This window comes from Streptomyces sp. NPDC048258, assembly GCF_043201995.1.
Lineage (GTDB): Bacteria > Actinomycetota > Actinomycetes > Streptomycetales > Streptomycetaceae > Streptomyces.
Map to the genome: position 1 here is coordinate 144,118 of NZ_JBICZH010000013.1, position 19,097 is coordinate 163,214.

Below are 19,097 nucleotides of genomic sequence, written 5' to 3' on the forward strand. Positions count from 1 at the left end.
GGTTAGACGGCGTATTCGGCGTGGGGGATGGCACGCTCCCAGACTGCCTCGAAGGCGTCGCTGACCATCTTCACCACCGCCGGATTCTCGGTGAACTCGTGGCCGGCCCAGTCGCCCTCACCGGTCCACCAGTGGAACATGACCAAGCGGTCGTCGATCAGCCACAGGTCGTTGCCCGGCAGGGCGATGTCCGAGGCGCGACGGCGCGGGAGCCAGCGGACGTCCTCGCCGATCGCGATGTTGACCGGTGTGAGCGCGTGCTCGTAGCGGATGTAGTCGGTGACGGGCTCGGAGACGATCCGGGCCCGCCGCATGACCACGCCGCGGCCGACTGCCTCGCGGGCGATTGGGGTCCAGCCCACCCAGAGCGGCGACTCCGGGTCCAGGTCGGCCTCGCCGGTCGACAAGAACCGGTTGAACGTGTCGACCTCCTCGCCCACGCTGTAGACGTCCCGCATCTCCAGGTGGGCCGCCGTGTGTCGGGCGGAGCCGAGGAGTTCAGAGAAGTCCGGCGCTTTCTGCGTCATCGAGAGCCTTCCTCAGGATCGCGGCCATACGGAGCGGCACGCGGGTCACGTTCTCACCTTCGGGAATACCGGTGTCGTGGCCGGATACCCACTCGGTCGTGCTGATCTTCGTCAGCAGTTCCTCGTCCGGAACCCAGCCCTGGATCACCAGCTCCCGCTTCACGTCGTCTACCCACACGGTGGGAGATCCGCCGCCCGTGGTGTTGGGGTCCATCCCGCCGAACCGTAGCGTCACGGGTCTCTCCCTTGTCCAGGTGATTGCGAGGATTTGCGGACGACGCTCGTGGAGGCGAGGGAGGTCGTCAAGGGGGAGGGTCGGAACGGCCGTGAGGTTGGCCGGATTTGAGTCCGGAAAATGCCGAAGCCCCCGCCTGATCCGGACCGCCCCATCCGGGAGTTTTCCGCACCTGCTATGTCCCACTGTGGGAGGATCTGCCGGTCGGAACCAACGAAAGAGGCCACGATGCGACGAGCCCGTTTCCGCACAATCCTGACCGCGTCCGCCCTGGCGGCGGCGTCGGTGGCCGTGTCCCTGGTCGCGGCGCCGACCGCGCAGGCCGCCGGGAAGTCCTGGGGGCCGATCCACGCCCGCGTCTCCGCCGGGAACGTTGCCTCCGCCAACGGGGACTTTGCCAACAACGGCGGCGTGTACGCCACCGTCGGCGCGAACTGGCGTGACCTGCGGGCCGGGGATGGGGATCCGGTCTACGTGGAGGCCGAGTTCTTCTTCCTCAAGAACGGCAAGTGGGAGAGCGCCGGGTCCAGTCAGACCTTGCGTACCGACACCAGCGCGTCCGGTTCCCTCTCCCGTCGGTTGCGCCACGACGCGCACGGGGCGCGCGCGGTGATCAAGGTGTGTGTCGACCGGACGCGGTGGGCGGACCTGTGCTCGTCGGAGGCGGTCGTCTCGTTCAGCTACTGACTCCGGGAACGACGAAGCTCCCGCTGGCCAGCGCGGTGCCGGGGCGGGGCCTTGCGATGGGCGGGATCAGTCCCAGCCGCTGAGACCGGTCTGGCCGGGGAACAACTTCTTGCAGTCGTCGAAGCGCCAGGAGTTGCTGCTCGACTCGTTCTCGCAGCGCTGCCGGTCGTTCATCGGGCCGTCCTCGGCGCCGCAGCCTGCCAGGCTCGCCAGGCTCACGATCGTCAACACGACGATGTTGATCAGCAGGGCCGCAGTCAGGTTCGGATGCCGGCTGATCCAGTTGGCGAGCGCCAAGATTTCCTCCTCGGTCCGCGGGGGACGTGAGTGTCGCTGATCTTCTGTACGTTCGGAAGGGGGCGAACGACGAAGACCCCCGCCGGCCGGCGCGGTGCCGGTGCGGGGGTCTCATCGTGCGGCTGTTACTCGCAGGCGACGCCGTCACCGTCGCGGTCGAGGTGCTTGCCGTATCCGGGGTCACCCCGATGGATGGGGGCGGCGCCGGCCGCGCGCACGGCGGTGCAGTTCTTGTAGTAGACGCTGCCGCCACCGCCGGAGCCAGAGGAGCCCCCAGAAGTCGAGGATCCGCCGGTGCTGCCTGAGTCTTCGTCACCGTTGCTGGGCGGTGTCGGGTCCGGGTGCAGCTTGGTGTGCTGTTCCTGGGGACATGCGGTGCCGGGTGCGGTCAGCTTGAGATACGCCGTGGTGGTCTTCGGGCGCTGGATCTCCTTGCCCTCTTCGGGCTCCTGGAAGCAAACGGTCCAATCATCAACGACGGCGGGGAGAGTGACGTCGGTATACGCGCTCTGCGGTTCGATCTTTTGGAGGCCGAGCGGCTTGAGTGTCTCGGAAGCCTTCGCGAAGGTCTGGCCGACGACCTTGGGCATCTTCGGGTACGGGATGGGGTCGCCATCCTTGGCTGGGCACGGGACTTCGTTGCGGACGACGCCGAAGTCGAGCGTCGGCAGCTTGCCGATCTGCTTGGCCGCCGGGGTCTGGAAACACACCTTCCAGTTGTCGTCGTCCCACTGGCTTGCGTTGCTGTCCGCGGCGTCATGCGATATCGCGTTGTACCCAGCGGAAGAGGCCGCGGTCTTCGCTGCCTTGAGGTTCTGCCCGACGAAGCTAGGAGGTCCGGACGGGCTCGGGCTCAGGCTCGGGCTTGGTGCGCTGGCGGGTGCCTGCGGCTTCGCATCGGTCTCGGCCTTCTTCGGAGGGTCCGACAGCAGCGCGATCAGAAACCAGATGCCGGAAAGGACGGTAGCGATGATCTTCTTTGTCTGGTCCCACGGGCTCATCCAGGCAAGGGCGATACCTGCGGGCGGGAAGACGACCAGCAGAGTGATGATCAGTGCCGGGTGCTGCCACCAGCGCCGTACGGGCGCGTGCGGGTAGGGGTACGGCGGCGGGTAGGTCACGTGGCGTCCTTCTGGCAATACGTGATGTGGACCCGGCGAGCGTACAAAAGATTGAAACTCGTACCGATCGGTACGCAGGATAAACAGCAGATGCGACGAAGCCCCTGCTGGCAGGCTCGGTGCCGGGGCGGGGGCTTCGGTGTAGGTCAAGGCTGGGAGCGGACCAGGTCCGGGTTCCTTTCGATCACGTTGCAACCCCACTCCATGGTGCGGTTCACCAGCGCCAGCAGCTCGGCGGAGAGCTTCTCCAGGGCGGCGACGTCGAGCGATCGGGTCCGGATCGCCCCACCCTTCTTCCAGTTCATCGCCAGCAGGGCACCGTTCTCCTCGCCCCACGCACCATGGATGTAGGTGTTCCGGCTCTCCAGCTCGGGGCCAGCGTCGTTGACGATCTGCTCGAATTGGTCGACCTCCCCGGAGGTGACCTTGTCGGTGCGCACCCTGACCAGCTTGGCGACAGCCGGGAGGAGCTGGCCTGCGGTCATCCCGCTGAGCGCCTTGGCTGCCTTGCTGTCCTTGGCGGTCAGCTCGCCTGCGAAACGAATCACCATCTCCAGGGACGCGGCCTGATACACCATTTCGCCGAGCGCCTGCTTTATCGCAGGGAGGTCGTGCGAGCCGTTCTGGTCAGTCGTCATGGGCCGAACCGTCTCACGGTGTTCAGGGCACCTGGAACGGATTTGGCGGGCTTGCCTAGCCCACCTCGCCGTAGGTCAGCCCGTAGGGTGAGTAGTCGTCGCAGCCCTCGCAGTCGTCGTCATCGCAGAATGGCTCGCCGTCCTCGGTGTCGCCCGCGTACTCGTTGTGGCGCCAGCCGGAGCACTGGCCGGTGTAGCAGCCGCACCCGGCGCACTCCAGGCAAACCATGGAGTACGTCCAGCCGCACGCGGTGCACATGGTGTCGTCGTGATCGATGCCCCCGCCCTCGGGTGGAAGGGGGCGGTCGTCGTGGTCGTGAGGTTCCTTTCGGGTTACGTGAAGGCCCCCGCCGTGGTGCTGGTGGCGGGGGTCCGGTGCTGTTGTTGGTCAGCTCAGGCGGGTGATGACGGCTCTGCTGCGGGATACGGGGGAGGAGAGTCTGCTGTGCCATGGTGTGCACGCCTTTCACGCTGGAGGGTTTGGACGGGGCCAGTGGTCGTTACCGGCCCCGTCTTCATGTGCTGGGTCAGTCGCCGGCCGTGGCGAGCGGGTTGGCCGCGATGCGGTCGAAGGTGGCCTTGAGACGGACATCGGACCCGGTCAGCCCGGCCGCCTTCATCGCTTCCTTGAAGCGGGCGAAGGAGCGGGGAGGGCCGATTTCGCGGAAGACCCCGATGCCCGCCTCCAGGAGTTCCGCGTCGGAGTGCTTCGGAGGGCGTCCGGCCCGGCCGCCGGTCACGTCGTCGTCCTCGACGTCCACGTCGCTGCCGGTGTCGGCTGCCGCGCTGCGGAGCCGCTGGTTCTCCTCGCGCAGGGCCTCCAGCTCCTCGGATCGCTGCTGGATCTCCAGGCCCCTCCGGTCGAAGTCCCCGGCGAGTTCCGCGTGGGCGGTCTGGAGTTCCGCGTAACGGCCTTCCAGCTCGACGAGGGGGGCGGCCTCGGCGTCCTTCGCCCGGCCGTCCAGGACGATCTTGTCGGCGTCGTCGATACCGGCCTGAAGCGACAGCATCAGCAGCGTCCAGGCCCCGCCGCACATCAGCGACAGCAGCACCATCGCGACGGCCAGGAGCAAGGGCTCGCCGGCCTTGTGCTGGCTGATGTGGGCCGTGATTTCGGCGCCGTAGCCCAGCGTCATCACTGCGCCGGCCGTGGCCAGGACCGGGGTCGAGCGGGTCACCGCGGCCCCTAGCAGAATCAGCTCCGCCGCCATGATCAGCACCTGTACCGCTATGGGCAGCGTCCAGGTGATCCAGGTGTTGAGGGATTCCGCGGGTAGGTAGTCGTGCAGGACCACGGTCTGCGCGGCGGCGAAAGCGATGGAGATGACGGTGAGCACAATCAGCGCGGAATGCGTGACCCGCTGGTCAATCGTCGCCGTGGCGGTGCGCATTTGGTCGGCGACCATCTCGCGCACCAGCAGCGGCTGGGTGGTTTCGCTCATGTCCTGGTGGGTCTTTCTGCTGGAGGATCAAGGAACTCCGCGTAGGTCCGCGGAATGGTTTCGCCTTAGTCGGCTACCGCCTCGGCGGCGGCCGGGGCTTCGCCATGTCCTCGCGGGTGAACAGCGGTGGCTGTCTCGTGGAGGCGTGCCCCCAGCCGCCGCAGTGGCAGAGGCACGGGCTCAGCGGGTCGGCCTCGGCGCATGCCTCGCTCGCGCACGCCTCTCGGGTCACTGTGGGCACCCGCCGCCCAGGTCCACCAGGCGCTCGGCCTCAGTGGGTTCGTTGATCAGCGGCGGGGCGCCGATGCAGTGCTGGAACGCGGCCTCGGCCTCCGCCAGCTCGCGACCGCAGGTGTCGCAGGGCCCAGTGTTGGGCGTCCAGCGGGGGCATCCGGAGACGGGGCACGGTCGTTCCCCAGAGTGCTCACGGCACAGGCCCGTCACGGGATCGCACGGCTTCCCGCAGGGGATCCCCCGGTCGTCGCCCGTGTACTCGTGGAAGCGCGGGGAGGCGATGTGCTCACCGAACGCGGGGGCGGTGTAGGTCTCCTCGTCCGGCGCCTGGTCCTGGTCATGCCAGCCCTTGGCCTGCCGGGGAAGCAGCGGCGCCACACTCGGGGCGGGGGAATCCGCGGCGGCCCCGATACGGCTGGAGATGACCGCTCCCACGGTCTTGGTCAGCTTCTCCGGCAGCGGGCGGTCGGCGACCACGTCGCGGATCTGCTCGGGGCTCCAGCCGGAGGCCAGCAGGCCATCGACGAGCAGGCCTTGGTCCCGGAGCGTCTTGCCGGTCAGGCGGAACGCGGGTAGCTCGCTGCCGATCGCGGTCAGCAGCAGCACGCCCTCGGTCGGGGCCACGGCTACGCGGGTCGGAGCCTGCGGGGGCTTCTCCTCGGCGGCGGACTCACTCGTCGGTCCCTCCGTCTCGGGCTTGTTCGCGGAGCCCTTCGCGGTACGGACGGACGGACGGGTCTTGGTGTTCTGCTTGTTGGTCTTCTTGAGGCTGTTGTTCTTAGTGGTCCGATTAGCCTGCACAGGATCATCCAGCGCTGGATTTTCGGACTTAGGCTGCGAACTGCGGCTTTGCATGTTTTCGAGGACTGCGGCGGCATCGTCACCGAAGAGGTCAAAGAGGTGGGCCGGGACGTCCGTGATCGAGTACACAGCGTCGCCGAGGGTGCCGTCGTCACGCCGTTCGCGATCCCGGACGAGGTAGCCGTAACGTTCTAGCTCCTTCAAGCCCGTGGTGATGGCGGCCTTGCCGTCCGTTCCGGACCGCACCAGATCCGCGACCGTCACGTGCCAGCCCTCGGTATGCGTGGAGACCAGACCGAAGATGCCCTTGGCCTTGAAGCTGATCCGGCGGTCCCGGAAGAGGGCGTTGGCGATCTGCGTGAAGTTGTCGGCCGCCATGGGGCCGCGCTGGATACCTGCGCCGTAGGTCATCGGGCCACCACCGCAGGGGTGGCGCCAGAGGTAGCCGGCGTGATGAATTCGTCGTCACAAATAGGGCGAGCGACTGGCCTGGGCATCCCAGGGCATGCCAAAATAAGCGTGTTCACGGGTGCTTTCCGTGGGCAGCACCTCTAGCCCCTGCAAGGGCGAAAGGCGCAAGGCGAAGACCGCTTCGCCGCGGAAGGACCCCAGCTTCTTGGAATGGGACGGTGGTACCCGTCCCTGGATGCTGGGGTCCTTTCGCGTTTCAACCGGCCTCGGTCATGGTGCTGCTGGCGCCGTCCGGATAGGCGGTTCGGTGCCGGGCAGTTGGATGCGGGAGCCCTCGCGGGGGCGCCCGTGTGCGTCTGCGGGTGCACGGTAGTGGGCCATCAAGCGACCGCGCAAACACCCACTGTTGACATCATCCAAGGCTCTGGCCAGCGCTTATGGGTGCAAGCTGGCGAAAATGACACAGGCCCCCGCTACTCTCCGTAGAGAACAGTGGGGTCCTGCTATGCCCTAAAAAGTACCGATGGCGACTCGTCGGTCAACCGTGATCAACTTCCACTTGGTCTCCACAAGAGGACGGAAACCATCGGAAGGGATCGAGGGCCACGAGGGGTCATTTCCGCAGGTCAGCCCCAGGTTTGAGGGGGCATCACCGCAGGTCCGGATTTTACCGATTCATCCAGTTTCCTAGATGTCGCGGAAGATCTCGATCTGGGCGCCCACCGAGTTGAGGCGCTCGGCCAGTTCCTCGTAGCCGCGGTTGATGACGTAGACGTTGCGCAGCACCGAGGTGCCCTCCGCCGCCATCATCGCGAGGAGGACCACCACCGCCGGGCGCAGGGCCGGCGGGCACATCATCTCCGCCGCGCGCCAGCGGGTGGGGCCTTCGACCAGGACACGGTGGGGGTCCAGGAGTTGGAGGCGGCCGCCGAGGCGGTTGAGGTCGGTCAGGTAGATGGCCCGGTTGTCGTAGACCCAGTCGTGGATCAGGGTCTGGCCCTGGGCGACGGCCGCGATGGCCGCGAAGAACGGGACGTTGTCGATGTTCAGCCCGGGGAACGGCATCGGGTGGATCTTGTCGATCGGGGCTTCGAGCTTGGAGGGGCGGACCGTGAGGTCGACCAGGCGGGTGCGGCCGTTGTCGGCCGTGTACTCCGGCGAGCGGTCGTGGTCGAGGCCCATCTCCTCCAGGACCGCGAGCTCGATCTCCATGAACTCGATCGGGACCCGGCGGATCGTCAGCTCCGACTCCGTGACGACCGCGGCGGCGAGCAGGCTCATCGCCTCGACCGGGTCCTCGGAGGGGGAGTAGTCCACGTCCACGTCGATGTTCGGGATGCCGTGGACGGTGAGGGTGGTGGTGCCGACGCCCTCGACCTTGACCCCCAGCGCCTCCAGGAAGAAGCACAGGTCCTGGACCATGTAGTTGGAGGAGGCGTTGCGGATGACCGTGACGCCGTCGTGCCGGGCGGCGGCCAGGAGGGCGTTCTCGGTGACCGTGTCCCCGCGCTCGGTCAGCACGATCGGGCGGTCCGGGGAGACCCCGGCCGCGACCTGCGCGTGGTAGATGCCCTCGGTCGCGGTGATGTCCAGGCCGAAGCGGCGCAGGGCGATCATGTGCGGCTCGATGGTGCGGGTGCCGAGGTCGCAGCCGCCGGCGTACGGGAGGCGGAAGGTGTCCATGCGGTGCAGCAGGGGGCCCAGGAACATGATGATGCTGCGGGTCCGGCGGGCCGCGTCCGCGTCCATCGCCTCCATGTCGAGGCGGGCCGGCGGGATCAGTTCCAGGTCCACGCCGTCGTTGATCCAGCGGGTGCGGACACCGATGGAGTTCAGGACCTCCAGGAGGCGGTAGACCTCCTCGATGCGGGCCACCCGCCTCAGTACCGTACGGCCCTTGTTGAGCAGGGAGGCGCACAGCAGGGCGACGCAGGCGTTCTTGCTCGTCTTGACGTCGATGGCACCGGACAGCCGGCGGCCGCCGACGACGCGCAGGTGCATCGGGCCGGCGTAGCCGAGGGAGACGATTTCGCTGTCGAGGGCTTCCCCGATGCGGGCGATCATCTCAAGGCTGATGTTCTGGTTGCCGCGCTCGATCCGGTTCACGGCGCTCTGGCTGGTGCCGAGTGCGTCCGCGAGCTGACTCTGTGTCCAGCCCCGGTGTTGCCGGGCGTCACGGATGAGCTTGCCGATGCGTACGAGGTAATCGTCTGCCATGGCTGCACCGTATCTCAGATATGAGATGTTGATCGCGCCGGGTAGACCATTTGGGTGTTATCGACCGTCAGGTCCCATCGTGGGCCCGGTGGTGGCGTGGTGCTCGACGAGCCGGCCGAGGAGCCGGACGAGCTGGTCCCGCTCCTGTGTGGACAGGGGGGACAGGAGTTCCTCCTGGGCCGCGTCGAGCAGTTGTTCCGGTGTGCGCAGCCGCCGCCGGCCGAGCGGTGTGAGAGTGATGACATCGCGCCTGCGGTCCTCGGGGTCGGGGGTCCGCTCGACCAGTTCGCGCTCGGCGAGTTCGTCGATGACGGCGACGAGGTCGCCCCGGCCGGGTCCGGGGCGTCGCCTTCATGGAGACGATCCTGCGGCCGATGTCCTGGGGGAGTACCCGCCCGCCGCCCGCGCCCGGTTCGAGGCGATACGTACCCCGGGTGTGGGGGAGGAGATGGTCCTGGACCGGAACGTCTTCATCGAGGACAGCATCGGGCGGACGGTGCTGAACCCGATGAGCGAGGCCGACCGGGCCGTCCATGCCGTCCCGTACCCGACCCGGGAGAGCCGTCTGCCCATGCTCCGGTGGGCCCGTTCGCTGCCGACCGACGGCGAGCCGGCGGACGTCCTCGTCCGGGTCGCGGGGTACGACGCCTGGTTGTCCGGCAGTCCGGAGGTGCCCAAGCTCCTGCTCGCCTTCGACGGCTCGCCCACCCTGATGGTCGGGGCCGAGCAGGCCGCCTGGTGCGAGGAGAACATCGCGGCGCTGGAGACCGAGTACTGCGGTCCGGCCGCCCACCTCTGCCCCGAGGACCGCCCCGGGAAATCGCCGCCGCCGTCCATGCCTGGGCCGGGCGGCACGGGCTCCTCGGCTGACGTCGGCCTGAGCCAGGCCCGACTCAAGCCGGGGTCAGGCCCGACTCAAGCCCGACTCAGGCCCGACAGGCCCGACCCAAGCCCGGCTCACGCCCCCGCGCCCCCGCCGCACCCGCACGCCCGGTGCCGGCCGCCGTGCACCGCCGCGTACGAGGCCGGGCGCGGCCCGGATCCCGCGCGCGCGACCCGGGCCGAAGCCGCCCGGCCCGCCGGGGACTCCGCGTCGTGCACCACGCGGCCGCCCACCAGGGTCATGCGCACCCCGGTCCCGCTGAGGTCGGCCACCGGGCACCGCGTCACGTCCCGGTCCAGTACGACCAGGTCGGCCGCCTTGCCCTGCTCGACCGTGCCCGTCAGCCCCTCCTGGCGCAGCTGCCAGGCCGTGCCGGCGGTGTGCATCCGCAGGGCGGAGGTGCGGCTCAGGCCCTCCAGCTCCCGGTACAGCTCGCCCTCGCCGGCCGCGCCCTGCCGGTCGATGGCCGTCCGCAGCTGGTTCCACACCTGGAGGGCGTCCACCGGCCAGTCGGAACCGCCCGTCAGCCGCGCCCCCGCCTTCTCCAGGCTGCGCGCCGGGTACATCCAGCGGTGCCGCGCGGGCCCGATGTACGGCAGCAGCGCCTCCATCGTCCAGGTGTCCTTCGCCGCCCACTGGAGCTGCATGCAGGCCGCCACCCCGAGCTGCGCGAAGCGCCGCAGGTCGGCCGGGTCCACCAGCTGGAGGTGCGCGACGGCGTTGCGCGGGTCGCGCAGACCGGTGACCCGGCGCGCGTACGCGTACCCGTCGAGGGCCGCGCGCACCGCCCGGTCGCCCAGCCCGTGGGCGTGCATCTGCCAGCCCGCCCGGTTGAAGGCGGCGGTCAGCCGGCCGTAGTCGGCCGCCGAGGTGTACAGCTCGCCCCGGTTCTGCGTGGGTTTGCCGTTTCCGTCCAGGTACGGCTCCAGCAGCGCGGCCGTCTGCGCCGGGTGCTCGATCACCCCGTCCAGGAACACCTTGATCATCCCGAAGCGCAGCCCGGGCACCCCGTCCGCAAGCCCGTACTCCCGCCGCAGGCCGCGCGCGTACTCCAGCGCGTCCGCCGGGTCCTTGGCCTCCTCGGCGTCCAGCCGGATCGCGGGAACGATCCGCTGCGGCAGCTTCCCGGCCTCCGCCAGCGCCCGGTAGAGCTCCAGTTCGTGCCGTCCGACCAGGGCGTCCATCATCGTCGTGATCCCGGACGCGGCCGCCAGGTCCAGCACCCGGGCGCAGGCCGCGACCAGTTCGGCCCGGGAGGGCTCGGGGATGTGCCGTTTCACCAGGCCCTGCGCGTCGTCCTTCAGCACGCCCGTCGGCTGCCCGTCCGGCCCCTTCACGACCTGGCCGCCCACCGGATCGGGGGTGGCCGCCGTGACGCCGGCGATGTCCAGCGCCCGCTGGTTGACCCACAGGTTGTGCCCGTCGCCGCCGACCAGGGCGATCGGGCGGCGGGTCGCCAGCGCGTCCAGCATCGAGTGGTTCGGGACGGTCCCCGTCGGCAGCAGCCCGACCGGGTTCCAGTCCTCCACCACCAGCCAGCGGTCCGGCTCCGCCGCCGCGCCGCCGGTGTCGGCGAGGAACCCGCCGAGGATCTCCCGCAGCTCCTCCACGGTGGTCTCCGCCCCGTCCAGCGAGGGGCTCAGTGAGCGTTGGCCTGCGCCCAGCGGGTGCACGTGCCCGTCGTGGATGCCGCTCATCACCGTGTTGCCGCCGGCGTCCACGACATCGGTGTCCCGGCCGACGAACCGGCGCAGCGCCGATCCCTCCCCGGTGGCCAGGATCGTCCCGTCCCGGCCGACGGCCACCGCCTCGACCGGCCGCCCGGACTCCGCGCCGGTGAACACCCGCGCGTTGTGGAGGACCAGGGCCGCCGGGCCGCGTCCCGGGGGCGCCGCGGAAGCGCTGCCGGCCGCCGGGCCGAGCAGACCCGCCGCGCCGGCGGCGCCGGCCGCCGCGAGCAGTCCCCGACGGGACAGGTGGGGCAGAGGAGACGTCATGGCCACTCCAATCATTCGGTGTGGCGAGGACACTCTTTGATTAACCCCTTAACCAGAACCCACCCCGGACGACGAAATCCGTACGATGGCCCGCGTGCCAGGACCCACCATCGCCGACATCGCGCGCGCCGCGGAGGTCTCCACGGCGACCGTCTCCCACGCGCTGGCCGGCACCGGCCGCCTCGGCGACGGCACCCGCCGCCGGGTCCGGGAGATGGCCGCCGCCCTCGGCTACGGCACTCACCGCGGCCCCCGCACCCGTACCCTCGGCCTCGCGGTCACCACGTACGCAGACTGGACCTGGGACTTCGCGGGCGTCGCCTACTTCTCCCGGCTGCTCACCGCCGCCACCTCCGTCGCCCACGCCCACGGCTACGCCCTGACGACCCTCCCCGCGGACCGCGGCTCCGAGCCCCTGTGGCACACCCTCGCGGTCGACGGGATGCTGCTGCTCGACAGCCCGGAGGGCGACCCGGTGCTCAAGGCCCTGCGGGCGCGCGGGCTGCCCATCGTCTTCGACGGCCGGCCCGGCGACCCCCTGCCGGGAGACGTGTGGGTGGACAGCGACCACACCGGCACCACCCGCGAGGTGCTCGACCACCTGGCCGCGTCCGGCGCCCGTCGCATAGCCCTGCACTCCGCCTTCGGCCGGGAGTTCTACACGGGAGCCGTCACCTCGGCCTACGAACACTGGTGCGCGGAGCGGGGGATGACCCCGCTGGTGGTCCCCTTCGATCCGCTGGACGGGGAAGGCCGCGCCTTCGACCGCACCTTCACCGCGCCCGGCCGCCCCGACGCCGTGTACACGCTCTACGATCCGGGTGGCCGCCAGGTGCTGGCCGCCGCCGCGCGCCATGGAATCCGTACGCCGGGAGACCTCTTCCTGGTCTGCGCGAGCGAGGATCCGGCGTATGCGGAAGGCGATCCGCCCGTGACCACCGTCACCCTGAACCCGGAGCGGACCGGCGTCCTCGCGATGTCCGCGCTGGTGGCGCTGGTGGAATCGGGGCATGCGGAGGCGACCGGTCGGTTGACCGTCCCGGCGGGCCTGCGGGTGCGCGCCTCGTCCCTGCCCCCGGACATGTACTAGAGTTATCTCGACATCGAGATATCTGCCGAAGGCGTACCGCAGCCGCCCCCGCTGGTAAGGGTTACCTAACTTAGCCTGACCTTAGCGGATTGGCCAAGGGGCGTGGCGGCAGGATGCGGTCATACGCGCGAAATTCATGCATGAAGGAGACTGTCGTGTCGGCGAACAGCTTCGACGCCCGCAGCACGCTGCAGGTGGGCGACGAGTCGTACGAGATCTTCCGGCTGGACAAGGTTGAGGGCGCCGCCCGCCTTCCCTACAGCCTGAAGGTGCTGCTGGAGAACCTGCTCCGTACCGAGGACGGCGCGAACATCACCGCCGACCACATCCGGTCGCTCGGCAACTGGGACTCGCAGGCGCAGCCCAGCGAGGAGATCCAGTTCACGCCGGCCCGCGTGATCATGCAGGACTTCACCGGCGTCCCCTGCGTCGTGGACCTCGCCACCATGCGCGAGGCCGTGAAGGCCCTCGGCGGCGACCCGGCGAAGATCAACCCGCTCTCGCCCGCCGAGATGGTCATCGACCACTCGGTCATCGCCGACAAGTTCGGCACGAAGGACGCCTTCGCGCAGAACGTCGAGCTGGAGTACGGCCGCAACAAGGAGCGCTACCAGTTCCTGCGCTGGGGCCAGACCGCCTTCGACGACTTCAAGGTCGTCCCCCCGGGCACCGGCATCGTCCACCAGGTCAACATCGAGCACCTGGCCCGCACCGTCATGGTCCGGGGCGGCCAGGCGTACCCCGACACCCTCGTCGGCACCGACTCGCACACCACCATGGTCAACGGCCTGGGCGTGCTGGGCTGGGGCGTCGGCGGCATCGAGGCCGAGGCCGCGATGCTCGGCCAGCCGGTCTCCATGCTGATCCCGCGCGTCGTGGGCTTCAAGCTGACCGGCGAGCTGCCCACCGGCACCACCGCCACCGACCTGGTGCTGACCATCACCGAGATGCTGCGCAAGCACGGTGTCGTCGGCAAGTTCGTCGAGTTCTACGGTGAGGGCGTCTCCGCCACCTCCCTCGCGAACCGCGCCACCATCGGCAACATGTCGCCGGAGTTCGGCTCCACCGCCGCGATCTTCCCGATCGACGACGAGACCCTGAAGTACCTGCGCCTGACGGGCCGCGACGCCCAGCAGGTCGCCCTGGTCGAGGCGTACGCCAAGGAGCAGGGCCTGTGGCTGGACCCGGCCGCCGAGCCGGACTTCTCCGAGAAGCTGGAGCTCGACCTCTCCACGGTCGTCCCCTCCATCGCCGGCCCGAAGCGCCCGCAGGACCGCATCGTCCTCGCGAACGCCTCCCAGCAGTTCGCCCAGGACGTGCGCAACTACGTCGAGGACGACGACGAGGCGGGCAAGGAGTCCTTCCCGGCCTCCGACTCCCCGGCCACCGTCGACGGCGTCCCGACCCGCCCGACGCTGGTCACCCTCGCGGACGGTTCGTCCTTCGAGATCGACCACGGCGCCGTCACCGTCGCCGCGATCACCTCCTGCACCAACACCTCGAACCCCTACGTCATGGTCGCCGCGGCGCTCGTGGCCAAGAAGGCGGTCGAGAAGGGCCTGACCCGCAAGCCGTGGGTCAAGACCACCCTGGCCCCGGGCTCGAAGGTCGTCACCGACTACTTCGACAAGGCCGGCCTGACCCCGTACCTCGACAAGATGGGCTTCAACCTCGTCGGGTACGGCTGCACCACCTGCATCGGCAACTCCGGTCCGCTGGACGAGGAGATCTCGAAGGCGATCAACGAGCACGACCTCGCGGTCACCTCGGTGCTCTCCGGCAACCGCAACTTCGAGGGCCGGATCAACCCCGACGTCAAGATGAACTACCTGGCCTCCCCGCCGCTGGTCGTCGCGTACGCCATCGCGGGCTCCATGAAGGTGGACATCACCAAGGACGCCATCGGCATCGACACCGAGGGCGAGCCGGTCTTCCTCCAGGACATCTGGCCCTCCGAGGCCGAGGTCAACGACGTCGTGGCGAACGCCATCGGCGAGGACATGTTCAACAAGTCCTACCAGGACGTCTTCGCGGGCGACGCCCAGTGGCAGGCGCTGTCGATCCCGACCGGCAACACCTTCGAGTGGGACCCGCAGTCCACCTACGTCCGCAAGCCCCCCTACTTCGAGGGCATGACGATGGAGACCACCCCGGTCTCCGACATCGCCGGCGCCCGCGTGCTGGCGAAGCTGGGCGACTCGGTCACCACCGACCACATCTCCCCGGCCGGTGCGATCAAGGCCGACACCCCGGCCGGCAAGTACCTCACGGAGCACGGCGTCGAGCGCCGCGACTTCAACTCGTACGGTTCCCGCCGCGGCAACCACGAGGTCATGATCCGCGGTACGTTCGCCAACATCCGCCTGCGCAACCAGATCGCGCCGGGCACCGAGGGCGGCTTCACCCGCGACTTCACCGTCGAGGGCGCGCCGGTCTCCTTCATCTACGACGCCTCGCAGAACTACCAGGCCGCCGGCATCCCGCTGGTCATCCTGGCGGGCAAGGAGTACGGCTCCGGCTCCTCCCGCGACTGGGCGGCCAAGGGCACCGCGCTGCTCGGCGTCAAGGCCGTCATCGCCGAGTCCTACGAGCGCATCCACCGCTCGAACCTGATCGGCATGGGCGTCCTGCCCCTGCAGTTCCCCGAGGGCGCCACGGCGGCCTCCCTGGGCCTCACCGGCGAGGAGACCTTCGCCTTCACCGGTGTGGAGGAGCTGAACAACGGCACCACCCCGCGCACCGTCAAGGTGACCACCGACACCGGTGTGGAGTTCGACGCGGTCGTCCGCATCGACACGCCGGGTGAGGCGGACTACTACCGCAACGGCGGCATCATGCAGTACGTGCTCCGCAACCTGATCCGCGGCTAAGCACGGTTTATCGGTACCAAAGGGCCGTATCCCCGTTAAGGGGGTACGGCCCTTCCGCTTGTCCGGCGCCGATCCGAGGTGACGGACAGGTCTCAACTCGGAAAAGCTGGCGGCCATACGTGTGCATGATCTTGCTCACACGAGCGGAAGTGGACTATACCTGTGCCCGTCCGGATCACCGCGAGACGATCGGCTCCGGACCGGGGGGATGGGCGGGGACCTGCGGTGATGTCCGCATACACGGCAACGCCGTGATTCTCCGGCCTCCTTCACACTTCTGACGAAGGCGAGGACATGAGCATGGGATCCACTGGTGAGGGCCTCGGGCGCCGTGATCTGATCAAGCGCTCCGCAGCACTCGGACTGATCACGGTGCCGACGATGAGCTTCCTGTCCGCCTGCGCCTCCGGCGGCGACGAGAACTCCACGAAGGGCCCGGACAAGGCGCCGGTGACCAAGGAGAACCCCTTCGGCGTCGCCAAGGGCGGCAAGCTGGACGTCGTCGTCTTCAAGGGCGGTTTCGGCGACGACTACGCGAAGGCCTGGGAGGCCGCCTTCGACAAGAAGTGGGGCACCACCAGCTCCCACCTCGGCACGCAGGAGATCACCGGAAAGCTCCAGACGCGCTTCAACGGCGGAAACCCGCCGGATGTCGTCGACGACTCCGGTGCCCAGAAGATCAAGCTGGACGTGCTCTTCAAGAGCAACCAGCTGGCCGACCTCACCCCCGTGCTCGACGCGCCCTCGCTCGACGACCCGGCCAAGAAGGTCCGGGACACGCTGATCGCCGGCACCGTCGAACAGGGCATGCAGGGGGGCAAGTTCGTCTCCCTGAACTACGTGTACACCGTCTTCGGCCTCTGGTACTCCGGCAAGCTCTTCAAGGAGAAGGGCTGGACGCCGCCGAAGACCTGGGACGAGTTCCTCGCGGTCTGCACGAAGGCCAAGGAGGCGGGCATCGGCGGCCTCGCCCACCAGGGCAAGTACCCGTACTACATCAATGTCGTCATCATGGACCTGATCGCCAAGAAGGGCGGTCTGGAGGCCATGAAGGCGATCGACAACCTGGAGCCCAACGCCTTCGAGGGCAACGCGGCGGCCCTCGCCGCCGTCGAGGCGGTCTACGAGGTGGTCGAGAAGGACCTGATGCTGCCGGGCACCAACGGCCTCACCCACACGGAGTCCCAGACCGCCTGGAACCAGTACAAGGCGGCGTTCATCCCCTCCGGCTCCTGGCTGGAGAACGAGCAGCTCAAGCAGACCCCGGACGACTTCGACATGCAGTTCCTGCCGATGCCGCTGCTGGCCGACAGCAAGCTGCCCTTCGAAGCCATCCGGGCCGGCGCCGGCGAGCCCTTCATCGTCCCGGAGAAGGCCGCCAACAAGGCCGGAGGCCTGGAGTTCATCCGCTCCATGCTGTCCCGCGAATGGTCGACCCTCTTCGCCCAGCAGGCCAACTCGCTCACCGTGGTCAAGGACGGCGTGGACCCGAACGTGAAGCTGCGCCCGGGCACCCAGTCGGCGGTGACGGCCCTCAAGGCGGCGGGGACGAACACGTTCAACTACCTGTACCCCGACTGGTACAGCGAGATGGACACGGCGATCCAGGACGCGTCCAATGAGCTGATGGCCAAGCGGATTCAGCCGAAGGAGTGGATCAAGCGCGCCCAGGCTGCGGTAAACAAGGCGGCGCAGGACCCCAACGCCAAGAACAACAAGCGCAGCTGACCTCCGCAGGGACGGACACCATGAGTCAAGTAGCCCAGGGCAGAGGACGGACCGGCTTCGTCGCCGGCTTCCTCCTCGCACCGATCGCGCTCTATCTGACCTTCGTCATCTGGCCGTACGTACAAACGTTCGGCTACTCCTTCACCAACTGGACGGGCCAGTCGCCGACCTTCGATTTCGTCGGAGTGGACAACTACACGGCCCTGATGAAGGACGAGGTCTTCCGCGGCGCCCTGTGGCACAACCTGCTGCTCCTGGTGTTCGTCCCGACCGTCACCATCCTGCTGGCCCTCTTCTTCGCCTTCATGGTGAACGCGGGCGGGCGGGGCGGGGCCGGCGGGGTCCAGGGCGTGCGGGGCTCGGCGTTCTACAAGATCGTCTACTTCTTCCCGCAGGTCCTCTCCCTCGCCATCCTCGCGGTGCTCTTCGGGGCCGTGTACCGCACCGATGGGGGAGGCCTGCTCAACGGCGTCCTCATCAAACTCGGCCTGGTCGACGCGATGCACCCGGTCGAATGGCTGAACGAGCCCAGGTTCGTGCTCTGGTGCCTGCTCCTCGTCGTCGTCTGGCACGGCGTCGGCTTCTACCTCGTGCTGTTCTCCGCGGCCATGCAGTCCGTCCCCAAGGACATCTACGAGGCCGCGCTGCTCGACGGCGCGGGGCGCGCCCAGACGTTCCTCAAGGTCACCCTGCCCCTGCTGTGGGATTCTGTGCAGACGTCCGCGGTCTATCTGGGCATCGCCGCGATGGACATGTTCGTCCTGGTGTCGACCATGACCTCGGGCCAGTTCGGCGGCGGACCCGACCACCACAGCGAGGTCATGGCGACGGTGCTGATGAGGAACTTCCTCTACTTCGGCAAGAGCGGCTACGCCTGCGCCATGGGCGTGGTCATGCTCGTCCTCACCATGATCCTCTCCGTCATCACGCTGCGTGCCACCCGCCGCGAGCGCATCGAGTTCTGAGCGGAGTTCCACGATGACTGCACAGCCCACAGTGATCAAGACTCAGGGCGAAGACGCCTCCGAGCGGTCCGGCGGACCCGCCCGGACCGGGGAGCAGGGCGGCCGCCGCTCCGAGGGCGTGGTCCTCAACGTCTTCTCCCACGGCTTCCTCGTCGTCTGGGCCATACTGATCGTCCTGCCCCTGATCTGGCTGGCGCTCGGCTCCTTCAAGACCGACGCGCAGATCGGCGGCTCGGCCCTGAGCTGGCCCTCCAACTGGAACTTCGACGCCTTCGGCCGGGCCTGGGACAAGGGCATCGGCGACTACTTCGCCAACACGCTGATCGTGATGGTGTTCTCGGTCCCGCTGACGATGCTGTTCGGGTCGATGGCGGCGTACGTACTGGCCCGCTACCCCTTCCCGGGGAACCGGTTCATCTACTACTTCTTCGTCAGCGGAGCGATGTTCCCCGTCTTCCTGGCACTCGTCCCGCTGTTCTTCATGGTCAAGCGGTTCGACATGCTGAACACGTACCAGGGCCTGATCCTCGTGTACGTCGCCTACTCGATGCCGTTCACCGTCTTCTTCATGCACTCGTTCTTCCGCACGCTGCCGACGGCGGTGCACGAGGCGGCGGTGATCGACGGGGCCTCCGACACCCGGATCTTCTTCCAGGTGATGGTGCCGATGGCCAAGCCCGGCCTGATCAGCGTCGGGATCTTCAACATCCTGGGCCAGTGGAACCAGTACATCCTGCCCTCCGTGCTGATGCAGCCCCAGACAGGATCCGACCCCGAGCGCTACCTGCTCACCCAGGGCCTGATCCAGCTCCAGCAGCAGCAGGGGTACGAGACGGACCTCCCGGTGCTCTTCGCCGGTGTGACCATCGCGATGATCCCGATGCTGGTGGTCTACCTGTCCTTCCAGCGCCAGATCCAGGCGGGCCTCACCTCCGCGACGCTGAAGTAGCGTTC

At 68.5% G+C, this 19,097-nt stretch carries 18 protein-coding genes; 6 read left to right on the forward strand and 12 right to left on the reverse strand.

The features are described 5' to 3' along the window. Positions 1–2: 2 nt before the first annotated feature. Positions 3–527, reverse strand: a complete 525-nt coding sequence (locus ACGFYQ_RS27475; protein WP_393748336.1) for a DUF6879 family protein — start codon at positions 525–527, stop codon at positions 3–5. Then, complete coding sequence (locus ACGFYQ_RS27480) at positions 499–741, reverse strand: hypothetical protein (RefSeq protein ID WP_393748338.1); 243 nt, start codon at positions 739–741, stop codon at positions 499–501. Before ACGFYQ_RS27480 ends, ACGFYQ_RS27475 begins: the two co-directional genes overlap by 29 nt. Positions 742–990: 249 nt before the next feature. On the opposite strand from ACGFYQ_RS27480, the gene ACGFYQ_RS27485 reads away from it, so the two are divergent. Continuing rightward, complete coding sequence (locus ACGFYQ_RS27485; RefSeq protein WP_030760749.1) at positions 991–1,449, forward strand: hypothetical protein; 459 nt, start codon at positions 991–993, stop codon at positions 1,447–1,449. 66 nt (positions 1,450–1,515) lie between these two features. On the opposite strand, the gene ACGFYQ_RS27490 is transcribed toward ACGFYQ_RS27485, so the two are convergent. The 10 genes from ACGFYQ_RS27490 to ACGFYQ_RS27535 form a co-directional block, all read right to left on the reverse strand. After that, positions 1,516–1,746 carry a hypothetical protein gene (locus tag ACGFYQ_RS27490; RefSeq protein ID WP_393748340.1) on the reverse strand — a complete coding sequence of 77 codons (231 nt, stop codon included), beginning with the start codon at positions 1,744–1,746 and terminating at the stop codon, positions 1,516–1,518. A gap of 125 nt (positions 1,747–1,871) precedes the next feature. Further along, on the reverse strand, positions 1,872–3,017 hold the full coding sequence (locus tag ACGFYQ_RS27495; protein WP_393748342.1) for an excalibur calcium-binding domain-containing protein: 1,146 nt from the start codon (positions 3,015–3,017) through the stop codon (positions 1,872–1,874). Beyond that, a complete protein-coding gene (locus ACGFYQ_RS27500; protein ID WP_393748344.1) occupies positions 3,014–3,505 on the reverse strand; it encodes a hypothetical protein in 492 nt (163 codons plus the stop codon). Before ACGFYQ_RS27500 ends, ACGFYQ_RS27495 begins: the two co-directional genes overlap by 4 nt. A gap of 55 nt (positions 3,506–3,560) precedes the next feature. Continuing rightward, positions 3,561–3,764 (reverse strand): hypothetical protein, encoded by a 204-nt coding sequence (locus ACGFYQ_RS27505; RefSeq protein ID WP_393748346.1) that lies wholly within the window; start codon positions 3,762–3,764, stop codon positions 3,561–3,563. Positions 3,765–4,032: 268 nt separating this feature from the next. Further along, a complete protein-coding gene (locus tag ACGFYQ_RS27510; RefSeq protein ID WP_393748348.1) occupies positions 4,033–4,947 on the reverse strand; it encodes a hypothetical protein in 915 nt (304 codons plus the stop codon). Between the two features lie 228 nt (positions 4,948–5,175). Further along, a complete protein-coding gene (locus ACGFYQ_RS27515) occupies positions 5,176–6,393 on the reverse strand; it encodes a hypothetical protein (RefSeq protein ID WP_393748350.1) in 1,218 nt (405 codons plus the stop codon). A gap of 687 nt (positions 6,394–7,080) precedes the next feature. Further along, positions 7,081–8,610: a helix-turn-helix domain-containing protein gene (locus tag ACGFYQ_RS27520; RefSeq protein WP_393748352.1), complete on the reverse strand. Its 1,530-nt coding sequence runs from the start codon at positions 8,608–8,610 to the stop codon at positions 7,081–7,083. Positions 8,611–8,667: 57 nt separating this feature from the next. After that, positions 8,668–8,919 carry a MarR family winged helix-turn-helix transcriptional regulator gene (locus ACGFYQ_RS27525; RefSeq protein WP_393748557.1) on the reverse strand — a complete coding sequence of 84 codons (252 nt, stop codon included), beginning with the start codon at positions 8,917–8,919 and terminating at the stop codon, positions 8,668–8,670. A 42-nt stretch (positions 8,920–8,961) separates the two neighbouring features. Beyond that, positions 8,962–9,465 (reverse strand): hypothetical protein, encoded by a 504-nt coding sequence (locus tag ACGFYQ_RS27530; protein WP_393748354.1) that lies wholly within the window; start codon positions 9,463–9,465, stop codon positions 8,962–8,964. Between the two features lie 102 nt (positions 9,466–9,567). Further along, on the reverse strand, positions 9,568–11,490 hold the full coding sequence (locus tag ACGFYQ_RS27535; protein WP_393748356.1) for an amidohydrolase: 1,923 nt from the start codon (positions 11,488–11,490) through the stop codon (positions 9,568–9,570). 85 nt (positions 11,491–11,575) lie between these two features. On the opposite strand from ACGFYQ_RS27535, the gene ACGFYQ_RS27540 reads away from it, so the two are divergent. The 5 genes from ACGFYQ_RS27540 (at position 11,576) to ACGFYQ_RS27560 (ending at position 19,092) form a co-directional block, all read left to right on the forward strand. Beyond that, positions 11,576–12,580 carry a LacI family DNA-binding transcriptional regulator gene (locus tag ACGFYQ_RS27540; RefSeq protein WP_393748357.1) on the forward strand — a complete coding sequence of 335 codons (1,005 nt, stop codon included), beginning with the start codon at positions 11,576–11,578 and terminating at the stop codon, positions 12,578–12,580. A gap of 140 nt (positions 12,581–12,720) precedes the next feature. Next, complete coding sequence (gene acnA / locus ACGFYQ_RS27545) at positions 12,721–15,450, forward strand: aconitate hydratase AcnA (protein WP_393748359.1); 2,730 nt, start codon at positions 12,721–12,723, stop codon at positions 15,448–15,450. Between the two features lie 300 nt (positions 15,451–15,750). Further along, a complete protein-coding gene (gene ngcE / locus ACGFYQ_RS27550; protein WP_393748559.1) occupies positions 15,751–17,178 on the forward strand; it encodes an N-acetylglucosamine/diacetylchitobiose ABC transporter substrate-binding protein in 1,428 nt (475 codons plus the stop codon). Between the two features lie 20 nt (positions 17,179–17,198). Continuing rightward, entirely contained in the window at positions 17,199–18,143 is a 945-nt protein-coding gene (locus ACGFYQ_RS27555) for a carbohydrate ABC transporter permease (protein ID WP_393748361.1), read from the forward strand. A 13-nt stretch (positions 18,144–18,156) separates the two neighbouring features. After that, entirely contained in the window at positions 18,157–19,092 is a 936-nt protein-coding gene (locus ACGFYQ_RS27560; RefSeq protein WP_393748363.1) for a carbohydrate ABC transporter permease, read from the forward strand. The last annotated feature ends 5 nt before the right edge of the window (positions 19,093–19,097 follow it).